Raw genomic sequence first — 18,493 nt, 5'->3', positions numbered from 1 at the left:
TATCGGTCCGTAATCGAATTGAGGGCTCACAGGCTACAATGAATAAACAGCCGCCGCAGCATGGTCCATTCGGCCCCGATAATCCATCTGGCATACGGTTTGCCCGCCTACCAATACTTTCTCAATGACCGGACGGCCTTCGTGCATACGTGCTAGCAAAATATCCGCGGTTTTGCCGGATTCCAGCGAACCGAGCCGATCCGAGATCCCAAGCGCTTTCGCGGGGTTTAGCGATATCATGTTAAAAGCATAAGGAAGATCGTAACCTAATGCGTGAAGACGGAACGCGGCCTGCAGCATCGAAGGCGGATAATAGTCGGAACACAAAATATCGACGAGACCTTCTTTGATCGCTTCCAGCGCCGACAGATTGTTGCTGTGCGATTTGCCGAGGATGACGTTGGGCGCGCCCATTACAACGTAGAGTCCTTTGCGTTTGGCTTCGGAAGCGACTTCCAGCGTGATCGGAAATTCACTGATCGCCGCATTCCAGCCTTGCACAAGCTCTAACTTTTCGACGGAATCGTCGTCATGCGAAGCCAGCGGCACACCTTTGCTGCGGGCCAGATCGGCGACAAGCTGCAGATCGTCCCGGCTGACTTTGGGCTGCTGTCTGCGGGCTTCCAGCACCCGCAGCGTTTCCTCTTCGGAAAGCTTCTGGCGCTCCATCACAAACTTTTTTTGTACCTCCAGATTGCGGTATTGTCCTTGGCCCGGAGTATGGTCCATGAAGGAGATTTGATCGAGTTCGCCGTTCTCAAGCAGCTCGACGATATGCGGAACGGCATTTAGATTGACGATTTCGAACCGCAGATGCAACTGGTGCCGGATCAAATGCCCGGCTGAAGACAAACGGCGGATGGTGCGGATCATATTTTTCACGGATTGGTTGCGGCGTACTTCCTTCGGCGAATTGTCATCCCACATGCTAAGCGAGTGATAGATGGTGGTGACCCCTTGGCCGGCAAGCTTCCGCTCCAGCTCGTAAAAGGACATTTCAATCGGAAACAAGCTGGCCGGACGCGGCTGCATCTCATGTTCGATGGCGTCGCTGTGCGTATCGATAATACCCGGCAGCACCAGCAAACCGCGTGCATCAATATCATGGGGGCCGGGAAGCGAAGGTACGGAGGACACATCGGCGATAGTGCCGTTTTCGACGACCAGTGTGCCGTTCTCCAATATGCCGGAGGGGGTTACTATGGATCCGCCGCAAATTTTATAAACATTGTGCATGAAGTGATCCTCCTTTTCTTTAGCGGGCAGCCGGAATTTGTTCGGTTTCCGCTGCGTTCTGCGAGGCTTGCCATATCCGCAGGTCCAAAATGTCGTCGGCCACCCGGCCCATGACATCCCAGTCGTGGAACACGCCAATCATCGTTGTGCCTTGTTCTTTCATCTCATTAAGCAGCTGCAGCACCTTCAGGGTCGTATCGTGATCAAGCGAAGCGGTCGGCTCGTCAAGAATGAGCAGCCTAGGTCTGGCGATCAGCGCCCGGGCCAGGTTCACGCGCTGCTGTTCGCCTCCGCTGAAGGTGGCGGGAAACGCGCTCCACAAATCTTGCGGAATGTTAAGCCGCTGCAGCATGTCTTGTGCTTGAACGCGCGCTTCTTCCATGGTCGCTCCTCGCAGAAGCAGCCGCTCCGCAACGACATCAAGCGCCGGGATACGCGGGATCACTTTGAGAAATTGCGTGACGTAGCTGATTTCCGCCCGGCGCAGATGCACTATCTGGCGTTCGGTCGCCTGCGCCAAATCGAGCTCGCCGTACAGTTCCGAGTCGTACAGGATGGACCCTGCCGTAGGCAAATAGGTACGGTAGACGCATTTAAGGATCGACGATTTGCCGATGCCGCTTGGTCCGGCAATACCGAGAAACTGGCCCCGGCCCACCTCAAAAGATAAGTCGCGGAACGGGCGGATTTTCATTTGGCCGGTCATGGACAATTCGAACGTTTTGGCTAGCGATTGCACTTTAAGCATGTTGTCGGCCCCTCCTTACAAGAGTGAATGGACGAGCAGTTGGGTGTACGGATGCTGCGGGTCCTCTAAAATTTGATCGGTTAAGCCTTGCTCAACGATACAGCCGTTACGCATCACCATCGTGCGGTCGGCAAGCATCCGGATGACGCCCAAATCGTGCGATACGACAATCATGGCCACCTGCAGCTCGCGTTGAATGTCGCGGATCAGATCGATGACCTTCGCTTGGACCGACAAGTCGAGACCTGTGGTCACTTCATCAAGCAGAAGCAGCGGGGGGTGGTTGGCCAGCGCCTTGGATATTTGCACGCGCTGCTGCATCCCGCCGCTGAACTGCTTGGGCGGCTCATCCATGCGGCTGACCGGAATTTCCACGCGGTCAAGCAAGGAGGACGCGCGCTCGCGGATTGTTCCTACGTGAAAATGGCCGGCGGCGAACAGCTTCTCCGCAATATTGCCGCTGGAAGAGAAGTTCATGCGAAGCCCAAGCAGCGGATTTTGATATACCATGCCCATCAGATGGTTGCGGATATAACGTTTCTGCTGCGAAGACTCGGTGAACAGCTCCGATGTGCCGTTTTTATAAGCGGTAATACGCATTTCTCCGCCGGTAATCGCTTCGTCGAAGTACAGGCATTTCACCATGGTGCTTTTGCCGGACCCGCTTTCGCCGACCACGCCGAGAATTTCGCCGGGGTACACATGGAAATCGAGCGAGCGGCACGCCCAGATGCTGCCGCAGGCCGGGCAGCGGACCGGCGCATCGTCGCCGGAAACCGGGTGCTCGCATAAGCTGCAGCCGGCGCCGTACCGTTTGCTTAAACCGCGCACTTGCAGTAAGGGTGTTTCCGTCAGATGCGGGTCATTTGCTAGCTGGGCAGCATTAGCTTCAAACCGTCCGTGTTCATGAACCGCCGGCTCGGATGGATGTAATTTCGACATTAAGGACATACGATAGCCTCCTTTGATGTAGCGTTGGCGGTCGTTTGGCGTTTATTGCAAAATGCCGTGTCCGAGCATTGATACAGCCGCCCGGAGCCTTGCTCTTCGGCCACTTCGTCCAGGAAGGTATCGGCTGCGCCGCAATGCCGGCATGCCTTGCCTTCGAACGATTCCACGTGAAAAAGATAATCCTCGAATTCAAGCGGACGTACGTCGGTATAAGGAGGGACGGCGTAAATCTTCTTCTCGCGACCGGCGCCAAATAACGTCAGATGTTCCGCTTGATGCAGCTTCAGGTTATCCCAGCGCGGGATTGGGCTAGGTGCCATAATATATCTTTCATGCACCATGACGGGATAATCCGCGCCAAGCGTAATGTCGCCCCATTTCACGATGCCTTCGTACAACGTCAGCCACATCGCGCTGTAGTCCATCTCGGCATGTTTGATTCTCGATTGGCGCTCTCGCGGCTCCACCTTGCGCAGCGGCTCCGGCTGCGGCACCTGCATGACAAGCACTTGGCCGTGGCGCAGCGTTTCTTCGGGAATACGGTGGCGGGATTGAATGACGCTGGCGTCCAGCGCATCTTCGGTCGTGCGAATCCCGCTTGTTTCTTCTACCAGGCGGCGGATGCTGACGGCATTTACGCTGTCGTCATTGCCCTGGTCGATGACCTTCAGCACATCGCTTTGCCCGATCAAGGACAAGGTAAGCTGGAGCGCGCCGGTTCCCCAGCCTCTGCCAATCGGCAGCTCCCGCGAGGCGAAAGGCACCTGAAATCCCGGAATGGCTACGGCTTTTAACGATTTGCGGCGGATCTCGCGCTTCGATCCTTCGTCCAGAAAGGCAAAATTATACGCGGGCGGGTTGAAGTTGGGTCTCATCAGGGGCTGCCTCCTTTTTCTGTTCTTCTTTCGGCTGTGCGGTGCGGGCTTGCGTATCGCGGATGCGGTCCAGCGACGATTGGAACGTAATGTAATGCGGCAGCTTCAAGTGGGAAACAAAGCCGTTGGACTCCACGCTGTCGATGTGCAGCAGCACGAATTCCTCGTCTTGCGCAGGTGCCGGGCCGGTCGTTTCCAAGCTGCGTTCCAGAATGGACATGGCGATCGCTTTCAGCTCGTTTTGGCCGAAGCATAAGCCGTACCCTAGTAAAAATTCGATTTTGCCCGCTTGGTTTTGGGTAAAAGAATTAATCGATTCGACTTCGGTCAGCATCACTTCTCCGATGTACAGCGCATCGTCATCAGCGCCGCCGTCTCCGCCGGGATAGGGGACATATACTGGAGCGTAGCCGACACGCAGCTCGCCGATCGTCGGATGCACCGCGCCGTAACCGCGCATGCTGCTGTAGGCCAAAGCGGTCATCGCCCCGGTTTCACCACGGGTCAGCGTCTGCAGGCGGGCCGAACGCGGAGCGGGGAACGTCAGCTTTTCGCGGGTAATATCGTATGGCTCGATTTCCTTCCGCTCCGTTCTGCCCATCAGCCCTTGCTCGCGCAGCAAATCGGCTACCTTGACAAAAGTAAGCGGAGCGCCGGTCTGCGGTCCGTTTTCTTGAGTGGACTCCAAAGCAGCGCGATCGTTTTCTCGATTCGTCTCGCCAGCAGCAGGGTTGTTTTCCCGAAGCAGCTCGGAGGCTTCATGATTGTTTTCCCCAGCCGGTTTCTCAACTGCACGATCGTTTGCGACCGACTGTGCTTCCGGATCAGCATCACGCAAGTACGTATCGACAAACTCTTCGATCGCCCGCTCATCTTCGCCTCTGAGCGAAAATTTCAGCATGCGGTGCGTATAGTCGTAAGTCGGCCCAAGCAGCTGTCCGCCCGGAATATCGCGGAAGGAAGAGGAGATACGGCGAATGATGCGCATGCCGGCCGGCTCGATGACTTGGGAATAATGGTTGCGGGGCAGGGTGGAACGGTAAGCGCGGATCAGAAACGCAGCCTCCGACGGATCCCCTTCCGCTTGCTTCAGTGCTACAGCGGCATGCTCGGGTGCGTACAGCCCCCCTTCGCTCATAATTCGGTCGACAAGCAAGCGGAGCTGCTTTTCAATCGCATTCACCGCAATCGGCGCATTCGAATCCTTCAACCGGTAATATTGGGTTAGGAGATCGGCTTGTTCAATCGCTTTTTGCCCGCCGGTAACCGCTACATAAGCCATGACGATCCCTCCTTGCTTAATTTGGTCGTACGGGGCAGCGCCATCAGCTCGCCGGATTCGGTAAAAAAGTACATATCAACGCCCATCGGATATTCGTCATTGATAGCTTCGCGAACTTTCAGCCATGCCGGGGAGACGCCGCTTAGACAGCAGAATTGCGTGCCGCGGATTCCCGGTCCGCTGAGCTCAAGCTGCACTTGAGGGGGAGATGATTCACATTCGTCCGCCCGGATTCCTGCGCCGCTAAGCTCAGGCTGCACTTGAGAAGGGGGGGACTCGCATTCGTCGGCGCATGACGATTCGTTCTCGCACAGAGCTTGAACCCGGATGAACAACGTCGCGCTTTCATCGGGAGCGGTGAGCGTACCGCGTTTTACGGCATGCAGCAAAGCCTCGATGTCCACTTCAGGCATGACGCCGTCGGCAAAAATATAATCCGCTTCGTCAAGGGCCGTTTCCCGGCAAAAGGTCATACGGCGGATGTAGGAAGGTAAAACGTCCTGCCCTTCCAGCCTGACGGCAAAGCGAACTTCCCCATCCAGCAGGGCATGCGCCAAGCCGGCGGCGGCCGGGCTGCATTTCATATTCTCCGGCAGCTTGGCAATCATCGGGCCGATGTGAACGAGAGTGCCCGGACGTGAAATCGCTTCGAGCAGCATGCGGTAAACGGCTTGCGTATCATGAACCGGGTCCCATGCCGGGACGATGTGTTTAACGTTTTCCATACGATTCCTCCATGGTGTCAAAATGCACGCGTGTTTTCATAATGCGTTCTTGTTCTTCGGCGCGCCGCTTGGCTATGCGCTGTTCTTCTTGCTCCAGAAGAGACGTCCAGTTTGCCGTTACCGGCAGTCCGGCATGAAAAGCGGCATCGACAACGGCGAGCTCATAGGCGCTCTGCGCATCTTCACCGATGAGCAGGCCAAAGCCATGAGTTTCACCTAAAGCCACCGTGCACTCCGTGACCAATATTTCTCCAAGATAAAAAGGCTGGCCCGAAACGGAGTCCCTCGCTTTGCTCATCACAAGCGATTTCTCCGGCGCTTTTACGACGACCGGCTCGGCGGTTTCCTCCACCAGCGCGCACAGCCGCTTCAGCAGCTGCCTGTCGCCTTCGATTAAAATACGGGTAATTTGCGAACGTTTCAGCATGTTAGCTCCTCCTCCGAATGCTCGATTTAAACCGGTTGCTGCAGAGCTCCACCGTAAATACCATGGCAAAAATGACTAAGGCTACAAAACAAGCGGAATCAAATTCGTACGCCCGCATCGCGTTGGCAATTTCAAATCCGATGCCCCCCGCGCCCACAACGCCGAGAATGGACGATTCGCCGATATCAACCTCCAGCCGGAACACGCTCCAGGCCAGGAACGAGGTGGCTACGTTCGGCAGCACGCCTTGGCATACGATTTGCAGCCAGCCGGCCCCTGTGGCCCGCATCGCTTCAATGACGCCGTCGTCGATTTCTTCAATCGATTGGGAGAACACCTTGATCAGCATGCCTGTCGCATGAACGCAAATCGCCAATATGCCGGGGAAAGGTCCCATCCCTACCGCAACGATAAAAATCAGCGCCCATACCAGTGTCGGAATCGCTCTTAAGAAGGAGGCGATGCCTTTAATAACAGGAGCGGTTCGCGGCGACAAATTGGCGGCAGCAAGAAAAGACAACAGAAACGCGATACATACGGCGAGCACCGTGCCGACAAAGGCGATTTGCAATGTTTCCAATGCGGCGAAGAGTACCGGCTTCCATTCCGCAACATTAGGCGGAAACATCAAGGCAAACGATTGAATGAATTTCCATGTGCCTTGAAACAACACCATATAATTGAAGTTCAGCTGAATCAGACAAAATACGAAAAAGCAGATGCCAAATATCAAAGCCGCCACCAAAACCGGGTCCTTGCGCGGCTTTTCCAGACCGCCGGACGACGGGCGCCTCATTAAACCGACATCGACGGCATGTTCCCCGGCCGGGTTCCACTTTGCGCTCATAGGATTCGCTCCCTTAATTTACTTGTGATCCATTCCGTCACCAGCACCAGCGCCATGACCATCAGGATCGCCAAGCTGACTTCTTTGAATTGAAACAGCTTAAGCCCTTTTTGAATGGCAAAACCAAGTCCGCCTCCGCCGACCATCCCGATCAAAGTCGAAGCTCTCACGTTTAACTCCAACTTATACAGCGACCAGCCGATAAAGCCCGGCAGAAACTGCGGCCAAACCGCTTGCGCCAGCACCTGAATGTACGATGCGCCGGTCGCTCTCAGCGCTTCGACTTGGCCCATGTCGATTTCCTCCAGCATTTCCGCGTAAGCCCGGGTTAACGTGCCGATGGAAGTGACGATCAGTGCCAAGGTACCTACCAATGTGCCAAGGCCGTAGGCAACGACAAACAAGATACCCCAGATCAACGTCGGTATGTTGCGCATGACGGAGCAGAATGCTCGTACGGCCATTTGCAGGGCAGGATGCGGACTAGTTGTCGAAGCGCCGAAAAAGGCAAGCCCCATGGAGAGAAAAGCGCCGACCGCCATCGCTACAAAGCTGATATAGATCGTATCAAGCGCAGGCCCGATCAGCTTTCCGATCTTGGTAAAGTCGGGAGGCAGGAAATCGAAAAAGATGAACCTGAATATTTCCCCGCTGCCTTTCGCCAATTCGGTTATGGAAAATCCGGTTTCAGCGGCGGACCAGACGGTAATCCCAACAACCAATAAAGCGATGAAGAGGCTCAGACGTTTCTTTTGCTTATGAAGCTCTTCCAACCGTTCTCCCTGCCGCGCTTGCCAGCTTGAGCTTACCGAGACATCGGTTTTATTCATTTGCGGTACACCCTTTCCGCAGCTTCGTCGGTCAACTGCTCCGGCGGCCCGTCGAATACGACGCTTCCTTTGTGGATGCCGATGATTCTCGTTGCGAATTTTTTGGCGACATCCACTTGATGAAGATTAACGAGACAAGTAATGCCATCTTCCCGGCAAACGGTATGCAGGTGCTTCATGATCGATTCGGAAGTGACGGGATCCAGACTGGCGATCGGTTCGTCGGCCAAGATGAGAAGCGGCTGCTGCGACAACGCCCGGGCGATGCCGACACGCTGCTGCTGGCCGCCGCTCAGCTCGTCGGCTCGTTTATACATCTGATCGTGAAGTCCGAGTCTGTGCAAAATATGCATCGCTTCTTCGATGTCCCGCTTGGAGAACAGTCCTAAAGCGCCGCTGAAGCTGCTCATATAACCAAGCCGTCCGTGCAGCACATTTCTCAGCACAGTGACCCGTTCAATCAGGTTGAAGCTTTGAAAAATCATGCCGACTTCCCGGCGCAGCTTGCGGATTTGCCCGCCGCTCGCTTTGGTCGTATCCATGCCATTGAACATGACGGTGCCTTCGGACGGTTGGACGAGCCGATTGATGCAGCGCAGCAGCGTGCTTTTTCCCGCGCCGCTGGGCCCGATGACAGCGATGAATTCACCCTGCTGCACCTGCAGATCGATGCCCTGCAGCGCCGACGTGCCGTCCGTATACACCTTGCGCAAATTGCGAATTTCCAGAATGGAGGATGCCATCGTCTCCGGTTCCCCCTTTTATTTGAGCAATTGCTCGGGACTCATGTTCAGCGCCTTGGCCGTTTCCCGAACGATATTGTATTTGCTGTCGTCGACCAAAAAGAAACGTTGTGTCCCGCTGCTGAAAAACTGCGGGTTTTTGTTGTCCTTATGGTAATTCAGCATGAACTGCTTCATTTTTTCCACCAGGTCTGCGGGGAGGTCCTTGCGGTAGGCAAACGGGCTTTGCGGAATCGGATCGGAAGTGCCGATCACCCGGTAATCGGATTCTTTGACCAGCCCTGCGTCCACAACCCGCTTGATGCAGGTGTCGCATACGCCGGCGCCGTCCGCTGTCCCTCTGGCAATAGCCAGAATCGACTTATCGTGTCCGCCGGAGAACGAGACGTTGGAGAAATAAGATTCGACTTGATCGTTAGTGATGCCAAGCTGCTTAATCATCATCGCGCGGGGAAATAAATGGCCTGAGGTCGAAGCCGGATCGGCGAACAGGAATGTTTTGCCCTTCAAGTCCTCGATCTTTTGAGCCTTGGATTGGGCGGGAACGACAATCAGGCTTTTGTACAGCGCTTCGTCTTCGGATTTCGCTTTTACGGCAAGCGCCACTGCGCCGCTGCGTTCTGCAGCGATAATGTAAGAGAATGGGCCAAAGGAGGCCATGTCGATTTTTTTTGTGCGCATCGCTTCGACAACCGCCGTGTAATCGTCGCCGACAAACAATTCCGTTTTGATGCCTAGTTCTTTGCCTAAATCTTCTACGAATTGTTTATTCCCGCGCGACAGCTTGCCTTCTTCTTCACCCGGCAGTACGCCAAATCGCAGTACTTCGGGCCACTTGGTAGAAGCGGTTTGAGCCGTTTGGGCACCAGCGGCCGGAACTGCCGAGCCTGCGGCTTGCTTGTCTGTCGTACCACATCCTGCTAATGCGATGGCGAGAAGCGCCGTAACAGCGAACAACCTTTTTTTCACTGAAATCCATCCCTTCGTCGAACTAAATTTTTAAAATATTCTGAATTTAACGCTTCTGAACGAGTCTATTTAAAAATGAATCGAGACTTTGCAGAGATCGCCGCGATACTTGGCTGATGTGAACTCGACGGGCCTGCCGTGCTGATCTCTCATCAGGCTTTCGATATGCAATAAATTCATACTGGGGGATACTTGCAGCAGCAAGGCTTCCTGGGCGTTGGGATAGGTTGATTGGAAAGTCGACCAGAGCCGCTGCATCTGAATATCATAATGGCGCCCCAGCAGCTCATACAGCGAATGAAATGACTCGGTGCGCTGCAGCAGGTCAGGAAAATGGCGCTCCGGCAGCCAAGTGACATTGAGGCTTAAAGGAATATCGTCGGCAAATCGGAGAATTTCCAGCCTGTAAGCATGCTCATGTTCCAAGAGCAGCAAATGCTGCGCAATGGGCTGGGGAGGGATAACAATCTCCTGCTTGATCATGCGAATACCCGGCTTGCAGCCGAGCCGGCTGATCACATCGGAGAAACGCATTCCGGGTGTAATGGTATAGGCAATGTCCAAAGGTTTTTCACATACATAATGCCCCTTGCCTTGATGGGCCCGGATGACACCCGTCGTTACGAGCAGGTCGAGCGCTTGCCTGACGGTATACCTGTTTTCCTTAAACCTGCTGCATAACTCCGCTTCCGAAGGCATTTTTTCTCCGACGACATACACACCGCTATCGATTTCAGCCTGCAAAATATCCGCTATCACATGTCTTGTCACACCTTCATGCGAATCCGCGTAGGGCTTCAAAACTTTCACCTCCATATGGGTCGTTGTCTGTCTTGCTGAACTAACCGTAACTTGTCGACATCAGAGCAGTGTCAAGCAAATGTGAAGATTACGTTAAGACAAGACGATTTGGAAGCGCAAAAGAGGCTGTTCCTCACGTTTTCTCAGACCTTTTGAGACAGCTCCTTTTCTGATTTTGGCTATAAACGTTGCTTAAATCGAGCCGCTGCAGCTCCAAAAATGGGGGGCTTAAGGAAGATGACGAATCTGGGCTTTCTGCTATAATAGGAAAATATGACAATTTCCCAGAGTAAGGAAGCCGATGATATGAAAGCGCGTTCAACCAGACAAATCTCGATACGCACTGTACTGATCAGCTGCTTCCTGGCCTTAATGATTTTTCCTATGATCGTTATTACTATCGTGACTTACCATAAAGAAAATGAGATCTTTCAAAACCAGGTGAGCCGGTTTTTGCTGCAAACGGTGGTGCAGACAAGCCGATCGCTTGATGCCAACTTGGCGGAGATGGACCGGTTGACATGGCCGATTTTGTACCGGGAGCCGTTTGATTTTTTGGCCAAGCCGGGCGATTCTTCTTATGAACTGGTCAAAGCGGCGGAGAAGTTCAAGGAGGAGATGGTCCATCAATATTTCCGGGGACGGATTAACGAAGTGAGCGCCGTCTATTTTGTAACTCCCGAACGCACGCTGCTGTCCACGGAAAGCGCGTTCCAGACATTCGAGCAAGTGATCCCCGGCAATTTTCAATATATTACGGAACGTCTGGAGCAGGACCCTCTCTCGATTCATTGGTTTAGCGAAAAATATGCGATTATGACCCACCGCGAAGCGTTCACGACGCGGATTCATCCGTCTGTGCTGGCGGCGAGGAAGATTGTCGACAGCAACCGGGTGGAGCTTCAGGGATATTTCATCATGCAGTTCAATAATTTATTTCTTGAGGACGTTCTGCAAAATGTGCAGATCGGCAAAACGGGCTCCTTGCTGCTGCTTGACCAAGGGAGCGAGCTGCTGTTCGGGCAGCAATCGCCTTATTTGCGCAACGAGCGCATCCGGCAAGCTTTGGGGCGTCTTCCCGCGAACGGCTCCGGCACCGAAGTCATCGACGGCAAGTGGATCGTCGCATATGTCACATCGCAGAAGAGCAAATGGACGATGGCCGCGGTGATGCCGCTGGCGGAATTGCTTGAGCCTAACCGGCTGCTGCTGCGTAACCTGCTGATTATTGCCGGATTGGGAGCGGCGGTTTCGGTATTTGTATCTCTTTCGCTGGCGACCCATATATCCAGGCCGGTTGTGTATTTGTCGCAGTTGATGCTCAAAGCTTCCTACGGCAATCTCGATGTCCGGCATACGAATGAAAGCTACCGGGAAATATCGATCTTGCAGCGCAACTTCAACAATATGATGGAACGAATTCAAGAACTGCTGGCAGCGGTCGAAAAAGAACAACGCGAGAAACAGCAAGCGTCCATGCGGGCATTGCAGATGCAGATCCATCCGCACTTCTTGTACAACATTTTGGACACGATTCATTGGATGGCCAAAAAATACAAGGCCGAGCAAATCGGCAAGCTGGTTACCTCGCTGGGGAAGTTTTTTCGCTTAAGTCTTCATGCAGGCAACGACCGGATCCCGCTCGAACAGGAATTTCGCCATGTAGCGAGTTATCTGGAGCTCCAAGCGATTCGCTTCCGCGATAAGGTCGTCTACCGGTTGCAGCTTGACGAGCGGGCCAAGCAGGTGCCGATCGTGCCGCTTGTGCTGCAGCCGATCGTTGAGAATGCGTTCGAACACGGCATCACGCAATCGCTTCCCGAAGGCGTGGTCGGAGAAATCACGATTGAAGCGACATATTCGGGGGATAAAGTGAGCATTCGAATTACCGACGACGGCAAAGGCATGAGCGGAGAGACTTTGCAGGAGCTGCTGCAGAGTCTCGGGCAAACGGAAAAAGCCGAGCATATCGGCCTGCGCAATGTGCAGCAAAGGCTGCAGCTGGCATTCGGACCGATGAGCACGCTGCACATCGAATCTCGGGAAGGAAGCGGAACCTCCGTTTCTTTCGACATTCCGGCAGAGGAAGGGAGCGTATGAGCATGCCGAAGTTCGGCTTAAGCAGCTATTCAGCGATTTTGCTTTTGCTTGTATGGGGGATTGGCTGTATGTACATTCTTGGCTTGTCGATCGAAGATACGCCGGCGGCGCAAGCCGAGCAGCCCCACAAAATCAAACTGCTCGTCCGTACCGGGAACGAAGCGGCCGCAATGCGGCAGGCGATTCCGACATTCGAGCAGGAAACCGGCATCGGGGTGGAGATGATCGAGCTGAGCCGGGACGTCTATTTCACCACGCTGGCTACCCAGCTGTTTGCCGGGTCGGACGATTTTGATCTGGTATTTGTACCAAGCACGTATGTCGCCCAATTCGCGTTAGGCCGGGTGCTGCTGCCGCTCGACTCGTTTATGCGCGATCCCCAATTTACGGATGAAAAAATTTTTGACCAAGCCGATTTTATGACGACTTATTCCTATAATCAGAAGGTGTACGCGCTGCCGACCGATATCAGCACGCATTTTCTTTATTACCGCAGCGATTTGATTCCGAATCCGCCGCAAACCTGGGATGAAGTGAGTCGGCTGGCGGCTCGTTGGACCAAAAAAAGCAATCCGGACTCCCCTACGGAATGGGGAATCGGCTTGACGGGGCTGGCGCCGGAAGAGCTGCCGAAGGTGTTCGATACGATGTTATGGAGCTTCGGCGGCGATCTGCTTAACGAAGACAACGAGGTGTATCTTGATTCCTCCCGTTCCGTGGAAGCCGGACAATATTGGGAGCGTTGGGTCAAGGATAAGGTGGTGCCGCCCGACGTGCTGTCGTGGGGATTTTCTGAAGTGAGAGACGCGCTGATGAACGGCGATATCGCTATGGCGGCACCGTATTGGAACGCTGCGTACGATTCAATCCGCAATTCGAACAGCCGATATAAGGATGTGATCAAGGTGGCGATGATTCCCGGTACGCCCATGCCTGACGGCTCGATCCGCCGTGCGACGTTCCAGCACGGATGGGCTCTTTCCATCAATGCCAAATCGCCTCATCCTCAGGAGGCGTGGCGGTTTATTTCCTACATCACCGGCAAGCGCGGCGGCGTCATCTACGCAAGAGCCGGCGGGACTCCGGCGCGCCAATCGATCCTATCGGACCCGCTGCTGCAGTACGTCAGGCCGGAGTTCGCGTTGGTGCTGGAAAGTATGAAAATCGCTCGGAACGAACCGGCGATTCCTTTTTATCCGCTGATGATCGACATTGAGAACGATGCGCTCACCCAAATATTGACGCTTCATACGCCGCCCGGGCAAGCTTTGCAGACTGCGGGTGCCCGGCTGCGCAGCGCCGCCATTCATTTTCAGGCCAATGCGCAGCCGGCAGGAAAGGAGAACCTTCCATGAACTGCAAAGCAATTCTCATCGACGATGAGGCATGGATACGCGAAGGGTTGGCCGAGCATCTCGAGTGGAAGGAGATGGGAATCGAGCTTTGCGGAGCGTTTGCCGACGGCTCGCAAGCGCTCTCATATGTTTTGGCCGCGGAGGTCCATATTATCCTTACGGATATACGAATGCCGAATATGACGGGGCTGGAGCTGATCGCCACGCTGAAGGAGCACTCTGCCGAGAAACCGGAGCTCGACCGTGTGAAAATCGTATTTTTGAGCGGCTACGACGAATTTGCCTACGCGCAGCAGGCGCTCCGTTTCGGCGCCGTCGACTTTTTGCTGAAGCCTGCCGATGAGGAGGATATTCAGGATGCGCTGCTCCGGGCCAAAAAGCAGTGGCAGATGGACTCCGCCAAGCTTCAGCCTGTGCGGCATCCGGAGGGGGCGGACAACGAGTGCAGCCCGGTATCGTATATTATCAAAAAGGCGCTTCATATCGTAAACGAACGATATACCGAGGATTTGCAGCTCGCCCAGTTGGCCGAGGAAGTATTTGTAACGCCGAATTACTTAAGCCGTTTGTTCAAACAGGAGACCGGGCAATCGTTCAGTGAGTGCGTGTCCCAGTTGCGGCTGGAGAAAGCCAAGGAGCTGCTGACGAATACGGCGATGAAGGTGTATCAGATTGGCGAAACGGTTGGTTACCCGAATCCGCGGTATTTTAACGAATGGTTTCAAAAAGCGACCGGGCTGACGCCTACCGATTACCGCAACAGATACACGGGATAGGCAAGGCCGGGAGGCGGCCTCCCGCGTAGAGCGCCAAATGCTCGCTTGGGATTCGCGTGTGTTGAAAAACACTTGCGGCAGTAACACCACTGCCGCAGGTGTTTTTGCGTTTGCGCGAGACGAGCCGTGCTCCTAGGGCAGAGGCAGACGCCGCGGTGCGACAGCTTAGCTTCTAAACGCGCGCCGTATCATACGGCGAAGGTGAGCGCTTTCAGCCTATGGCAAAAGATGCATCATAGCGACTATTATTTTTGCAGATTACTATCCTTTTCGATACTTCCGGGGTTATATCCAAACGCCAGTCTTGATCGTTCCCCCGGACGGTGATTACAATGGGGGTACACCTTACTCCATGGAAGGGGGGCCGCAAGTGCTTGCATTGATGCGAGGAAGGTTGAACCTCAACTTTTCCAAAACCTACATCAAGATGATGACTTTCATCTCGATCGCCATGCTGGTTCTGGTTTTATCTTTGATTCAATTTCTGTATACAAAGTTTGAAGAAATCGGATTGGAACATTCGCATGAATTAAATCGCAATCTGAATTCGCAGTTAACGTACAACTTTGACTACATGAACGAATTTTCCAAAAACATGGCCATTACGTTGTTTTTCGATCCTTCTACGATACAAATTATGCAAAATAACGTGGACACGGAGGATAATTTTAACACGATCCGTAATGTGGCGGAGCTGCAAAATCTCATTGCCAACAACGCGCTTCTTCATTCCGTGGTCGTTTACAACAATAAACGAAAAGAATTTTATACCGTGGATTCCAAGGGTGTGACTCCGACACAAGCGAATTTCATGGAGATGGTCAGAAAAGGGAAACAGATTCCCGTGTTAACCCCGATGCCGGGGCTCCTGAATGAGGATGGCGCCAATGTTCCGGTATTTTCTTATTTAATGTTCGACAGCGTGGATCAAGCCGGTGTGATGGACAGCGCGATCATTCTGAATGTGAAAATGGACTGGCTGGCCGGCAACCTGAAAAAATTTATTACGAATGACGGCTCCAATTTTGTCCTCATCGATGCGAATGAGAAAGTATTATTGGACGCTCGAAACGAATATCGCTTGTTTGATCAGATTCAAGGGCAGCTTGCTCATGTAAATGCAAATCAAAGCACGATCGTAACGACAAGCGCCGGAAAACAGGTGATCACGAAACTGGCGGTATCGGATACGGATCACTGGTATCTGCTTTGTATCCGCTCCTATTCATCCGTATTCGGATTTATAGACAAGCTGAAGGGTCAGATTCTGCCCATCACGTGTATTGCATTCGTTGCCGCCATTCTGGCATCACTTGCCATTTCGAAGCTGATTTATCGTCCTTTTGGTCTTCTTGTGAAGAAAGTCAGAAATATAATGGGGGAACACGGCTCCCCGAACTACGACGATACCGAATATTTATCGCGTACACTGCAATCCAGTATTAATAAGTACCGTGAAATTTCGCAAACCAGCAGGGAATCGATCAGGGAAAATGTGCTAAAAGGCTTGCTTACGGAGAGTCATTTTCTGCAAAGCGGGCTTCATAAGGAACAGTTAAACGACTTGCGGGCATGGTTTCAACAAGGCCGGTCGTTCAGGCTGATCTTTTTTATGATAGATCAAAACAAACATTACCAGAGCCTTGTTCAAGCTGAGAAGCAGCTTGTCAAATTCTCGATTCTGAACGTGGCCAATGAAATCGCCGGAGAATTTGGCCTTTACGAGAAAGCATTCCTGGGCAGCGGGGAATTTGTTTACCTCGTAGAAGTTTCCGAACCGGAAGGCCAAGATCAAGATGCTCTACTTCAACGAATCAAGCTCATACAATCCGTTGTTGCGAAAATTACAAAGGTGATGACGATTTCCGCCGTGATCGGTCCTTCGTTCGATCGATTCGACGATCTCTCCCACGTTTATCAGACAACCCGTACTTTGCTGAATTACCGGTTATCGCAAGGGAGCAGCTGTATATTGAGCTACGATTCCTTTATGGAGAAACAAACGGACGGGGCTCACCCAATTGATGCCGAAGCGAAAATTAGCGATGCGATCAAACGCGGGAAGATGGATGAAGCGACGGCCGTATTTCAAGCGCTCACCGATGATTTGCGAAACAGCGATAACAATCGTCTGCTTGTCACCATGGTCAGCTTAGCTCTTTCTATCGGCAGAACCGTGCAAGAAATCAATTTGAATAAAATGGAAGATATTCAAATCAATTTTTCTCATTTTTACAGTGAGATCGTTCAAGCGGAAACATTGGATGAAATTAGCGGACGATTTCAGCAGCTGTTCGAGCAAATTGCCGGGCTGCAGCGCCAAGCGGCCGATACCAAGCATCAGGTAATGATAAACTCGGTGACCGATTATATTCAGCTGCATTATTCTGATGACGATCTTAGTCTGAAGCGGATTGCCTCTGAATTTAAAATGTCGCAAGGGTACTTGGGCCAGCTGTTTCGGGAAACGTGCGGCAAATCAGTGGGGAAATATATCAACGATATCCGGATGGAGAAGGTGCAGTATATGCTGCGCGCAACGGATTGGAGCGTCAGGGATATTGCGGTAAAGTCCGGATATTTCAACGAGGCCAATTTCTACAAAGTGTTTAAAAAGGAATTTGGCGTTACGCCTAACGAATACAGAACAAGCCGAACGTTGGAACTAGTGAGCCAGGACAAATGATGAGCGGCGGCGGAGATACCACAAGAACCCTTTACAGCATGGGGAACAACCATGTTGATGAAGGGTTTTTTTGGATTGTTCAATTTAACATATTTAATAAAAATGAATAGTCAAAAAGCGATACTTCGTTGGATTTCACAGTATCGCAGAGCGGGCTGGAAACGCTATTTTTATCGTATCGACAACAAATACAAAAAAAGGATGAAGCCTGGATGAGTTCCAAACGTTCGAGTTTTTTGAAGAGTCAGACGAGAGACTTAACGATTCTTGCCGTGCCTGCCTTACTGCTCTTGTTATTATTGAATTACCTTCCGATGGGCGGGCTTGTGCTTGCGTTCAAAAATTACCGGTATGATCAGGGGATTTTCGGCAGTGATTGGGTTGGACTGAAAAATTTCTATTTCCTGTTTTCTTCGCAAGATGCATGGCGTATTACACGTAACACAGTTGGGCTTAACCTGCTGTTTATTGTTACGGTGACGGCCGGCGCCGTATATTTTGCCATATTGCTTAGCGAGATTTTACATAAAAAATTCATTCGCCTCTATCAGACTACCCTATTTTTTCCTTACTTTCTGTCGTGGCCGGTGGTAGCGTTAATCGTATTTGCTTTTCTGGATGTCGATCTTGGGATTTTGAACCATCTGCTAGGGTCAGTTGGCATCGAACCCGTCATGTGGTATTCGGAAGCGGGCGTATGGCCGTTGCTGCTGGTTTTTATTACATTCTGGAAGTCGATTGGATACAATACGCTCATCTATTATGCGGGGATTATGGCATTCGACCGGAGCTATTATGAGGCGGCTGCCGTAGACGGTGCAACAGTGACACAGATGAGAAGGTATATTACCGTTCCCTTGCTGATCCCTTTGGTCACAATCATGACATTAATCCAGTTGGGTCATGTATTTCATTCGGATTTCGGACTTTTCTACATGGTTACACGTGATTCGGGCGCACTGTACCCGGCAACGGATGTCATCGATACGTACGTTTACCGGTCGCTGAGGGTCGTCGGGGACACGGGAATGGCGGCAGCCGTCGGATTCTATCAGGCTGTTGTCGGATTTATGCTTGTCCTGCTCGCCAATGCGGTGGTCAGAAAAATCAACAAAGAAAATTCGATGTTTTAAAAGGAGACC

At 52.6% G+C, this 18,493-nt stretch carries 17 protein-coding genes; 5 read left to right on the top strand and 12 right to left on the bottom strand.

Annotated features, from left to right (window positions below; all coding sequences use genetic code 11):
* Positions 1-33: 33 nt before the first annotated feature.
* From phnM to EYB31_RS32950, 12 genes are all read right to left on the bottom strand, one after another.
* A complete protein-coding gene (gene phnM, locus EYB31_RS33005; protein WP_165452742.1) occupies positions 34-1,236 on the bottom strand; it encodes a phosphonate metabolism protein PhnM in 1,203 nt (400 codons plus the stop codon).
* Positions 1,237-1,255: 19 nt separating this feature from the next.
* Positions 1,256-1,984 (bottom strand): phosphonate C-P lyase system protein PhnL, encoded by a 729-nt coding sequence (phnL, locus tag EYB31_RS33000; protein WP_131017803.1) that lies wholly within the window; start codon positions 1,982-1,984, stop codon positions 1,256-1,258.
* Positions 1,985-1,999: 15 nt separating this feature from the next.
* The gene (locus tag EYB31_RS32995; RefSeq protein WP_420819492.1) at positions 2,000-2,935 is read right to left on the bottom strand and encodes an ATP-binding cassette domain-containing protein; all 936 of its coding nucleotides are present in this window, start codon (positions 2,933-2,935) and stop codon (positions 2,000-2,002) included.
* Complete coding sequence (locus tag EYB31_RS32990) at positions 2,926-3,810, bottom strand: alpha-D-ribose 1-methylphosphonate 5-phosphate C-P-lyase PhnJ (protein WP_131017801.1); 885 nt, start codon at positions 3,808-3,810, stop codon at positions 2,926-2,928. Before EYB31_RS32990 ends, EYB31_RS32995 begins: the two co-directional genes overlap by 10 nt.
* The gene (locus EYB31_RS32985) at positions 3,779-5,092 is read right to left on the bottom strand and encodes a carbon-phosphorus lyase complex subunit PhnI (protein WP_131017799.1); all 1,314 of its coding nucleotides are present in this window, start codon (positions 5,090-5,092) and stop codon (positions 3,779-3,781) included. Before EYB31_RS32985 ends, EYB31_RS32990 begins: the two co-directional genes overlap by 32 nt.
* A complete protein-coding gene (gene phnH / locus EYB31_RS32980) occupies positions 5,080-5,817 on the bottom strand; it encodes a phosphonate C-P lyase system protein PhnH (protein ID WP_131017797.1) in 738 nt (245 codons plus the stop codon). Before phnH ends, EYB31_RS32985 begins: the two co-directional genes overlap by 13 nt.
* Complete coding sequence (phnG, locus tag EYB31_RS32975; RefSeq protein ID WP_131017796.1) at positions 5,804-6,244, bottom strand: phosphonate C-P lyase system protein PhnG; 441 nt, start codon at positions 6,242-6,244, stop codon at positions 5,804-5,806. The genes phnH and phnG overlap by 14 nt, the downstream gene beginning before the upstream one ends.
* Before the next feature lies 1 nt (position 6,245).
* Positions 6,246-7,091, bottom strand: a complete 846-nt coding sequence (gene phnE, locus EYB31_RS32970) for a phosphonate ABC transporter, permease protein PhnE (RefSeq protein WP_240763133.1) — start codon at positions 7,089-7,091, stop codon at positions 6,246-6,248.
* On the bottom strand, positions 7,088-7,921 hold the full coding sequence (phnE, locus tag EYB31_RS32965; protein WP_131017794.1) for a phosphonate ABC transporter, permease protein PhnE: 834 nt from the start codon (positions 7,919-7,921) through the stop codon (positions 7,088-7,090). Before phnE (EYB31_RS32965) ends, phnE (EYB31_RS32970) begins: the two co-directional genes overlap by 4 nt.
* Positions 7,918-8,664 (bottom strand): phosphonate ABC transporter ATP-binding protein, encoded by a 747-nt coding sequence (gene phnC / locus EYB31_RS32960; protein ID WP_131017792.1) that lies wholly within the window; start codon positions 8,662-8,664, stop codon positions 7,918-7,920. Before phnC ends, phnE (EYB31_RS32965) begins: the two co-directional genes overlap by 4 nt.
* A gap of 18 nt (positions 8,665-8,682) precedes the next feature.
* Entirely contained in the window at positions 8,683-9,633 is a 951-nt protein-coding gene (gene phnD, locus EYB31_RS32955; RefSeq protein ID WP_240763132.1) for a phosphate/phosphite/phosphonate ABC transporter substrate-binding protein, read from the bottom strand.
* Between the two features lie 69 nt (positions 9,634-9,702).
* Positions 9,703-10,449, bottom strand: coding sequence for a GntR family transcriptional regulator (locus EYB31_RS32950; RefSeq protein WP_131017790.1), 747 nt, complete (start codon positions 10,447-10,449; stop codon positions 9,703-9,705).
* Between the two features lie 291 nt (positions 10,450-10,740).
* On the opposite strand from EYB31_RS32950, the gene EYB31_RS32945 reads away from it, so the two are divergent.
* From EYB31_RS32945 to EYB31_RS32925, 5 genes are all read left to right on the top strand, one after another.
* The gene (locus tag EYB31_RS32945; protein ID WP_165452741.1) at positions 10,741-12,534 is read left to right on the top strand and encodes a sensor histidine kinase; all 1,794 of its coding nucleotides are present in this window, start codon (positions 10,741-10,743) and stop codon (positions 12,532-12,534) included.
* Positions 12,531-13,889, top strand: a complete 1,359-nt coding sequence (locus EYB31_RS32940) for an extracellular solute-binding protein (RefSeq protein ID WP_131017786.1) — start codon at positions 12,531-12,533, stop codon at positions 13,887-13,889. The genes EYB31_RS32945 and EYB31_RS32940 overlap by 4 nt, the downstream gene beginning before the upstream one ends.
* Positions 13,886-14,665, top strand: a complete 780-nt coding sequence (locus EYB31_RS32935) for a response regulator transcription factor (protein ID WP_131017784.1) — start codon at positions 13,886-13,888, stop codon at positions 14,663-14,665. The genes EYB31_RS32940 and EYB31_RS32935 overlap by 4 nt, the downstream gene beginning before the upstream one ends.
* Positions 14,666-15,035: 370 nt before the next feature.
* Positions 15,036-17,351, top strand: coding sequence for a helix-turn-helix transcriptional regulator (locus tag EYB31_RS32930; protein ID WP_165452740.1), 2,316 nt, complete (start codon positions 15,036-15,038; stop codon positions 17,349-17,351).
* A 212-nt stretch (positions 17,352-17,563) separates the two neighbouring features.
* Entirely contained in the window at positions 17,564-18,484 is a 921-nt protein-coding gene (locus EYB31_RS32925; RefSeq protein ID WP_131017780.1) for an ABC transporter permease, read from the top strand.
* The last annotated feature ends 9 nt before the right edge of the window (positions 18,485-18,493 follow it).

It is taken from the genome of Paenibacillus thalictri (genome assembly GCF_004307995.1).
GTDB lineage: Bacteria > Bacillota > Bacilli > Paenibacillales > NBRC-103111 > Paenibacillus_AF > Paenibacillus_AF thalictri.
Note: the sequence above shows the minus strand (reverse complement) of the source record. Positions and strands in the feature narration are given on the sequence as shown.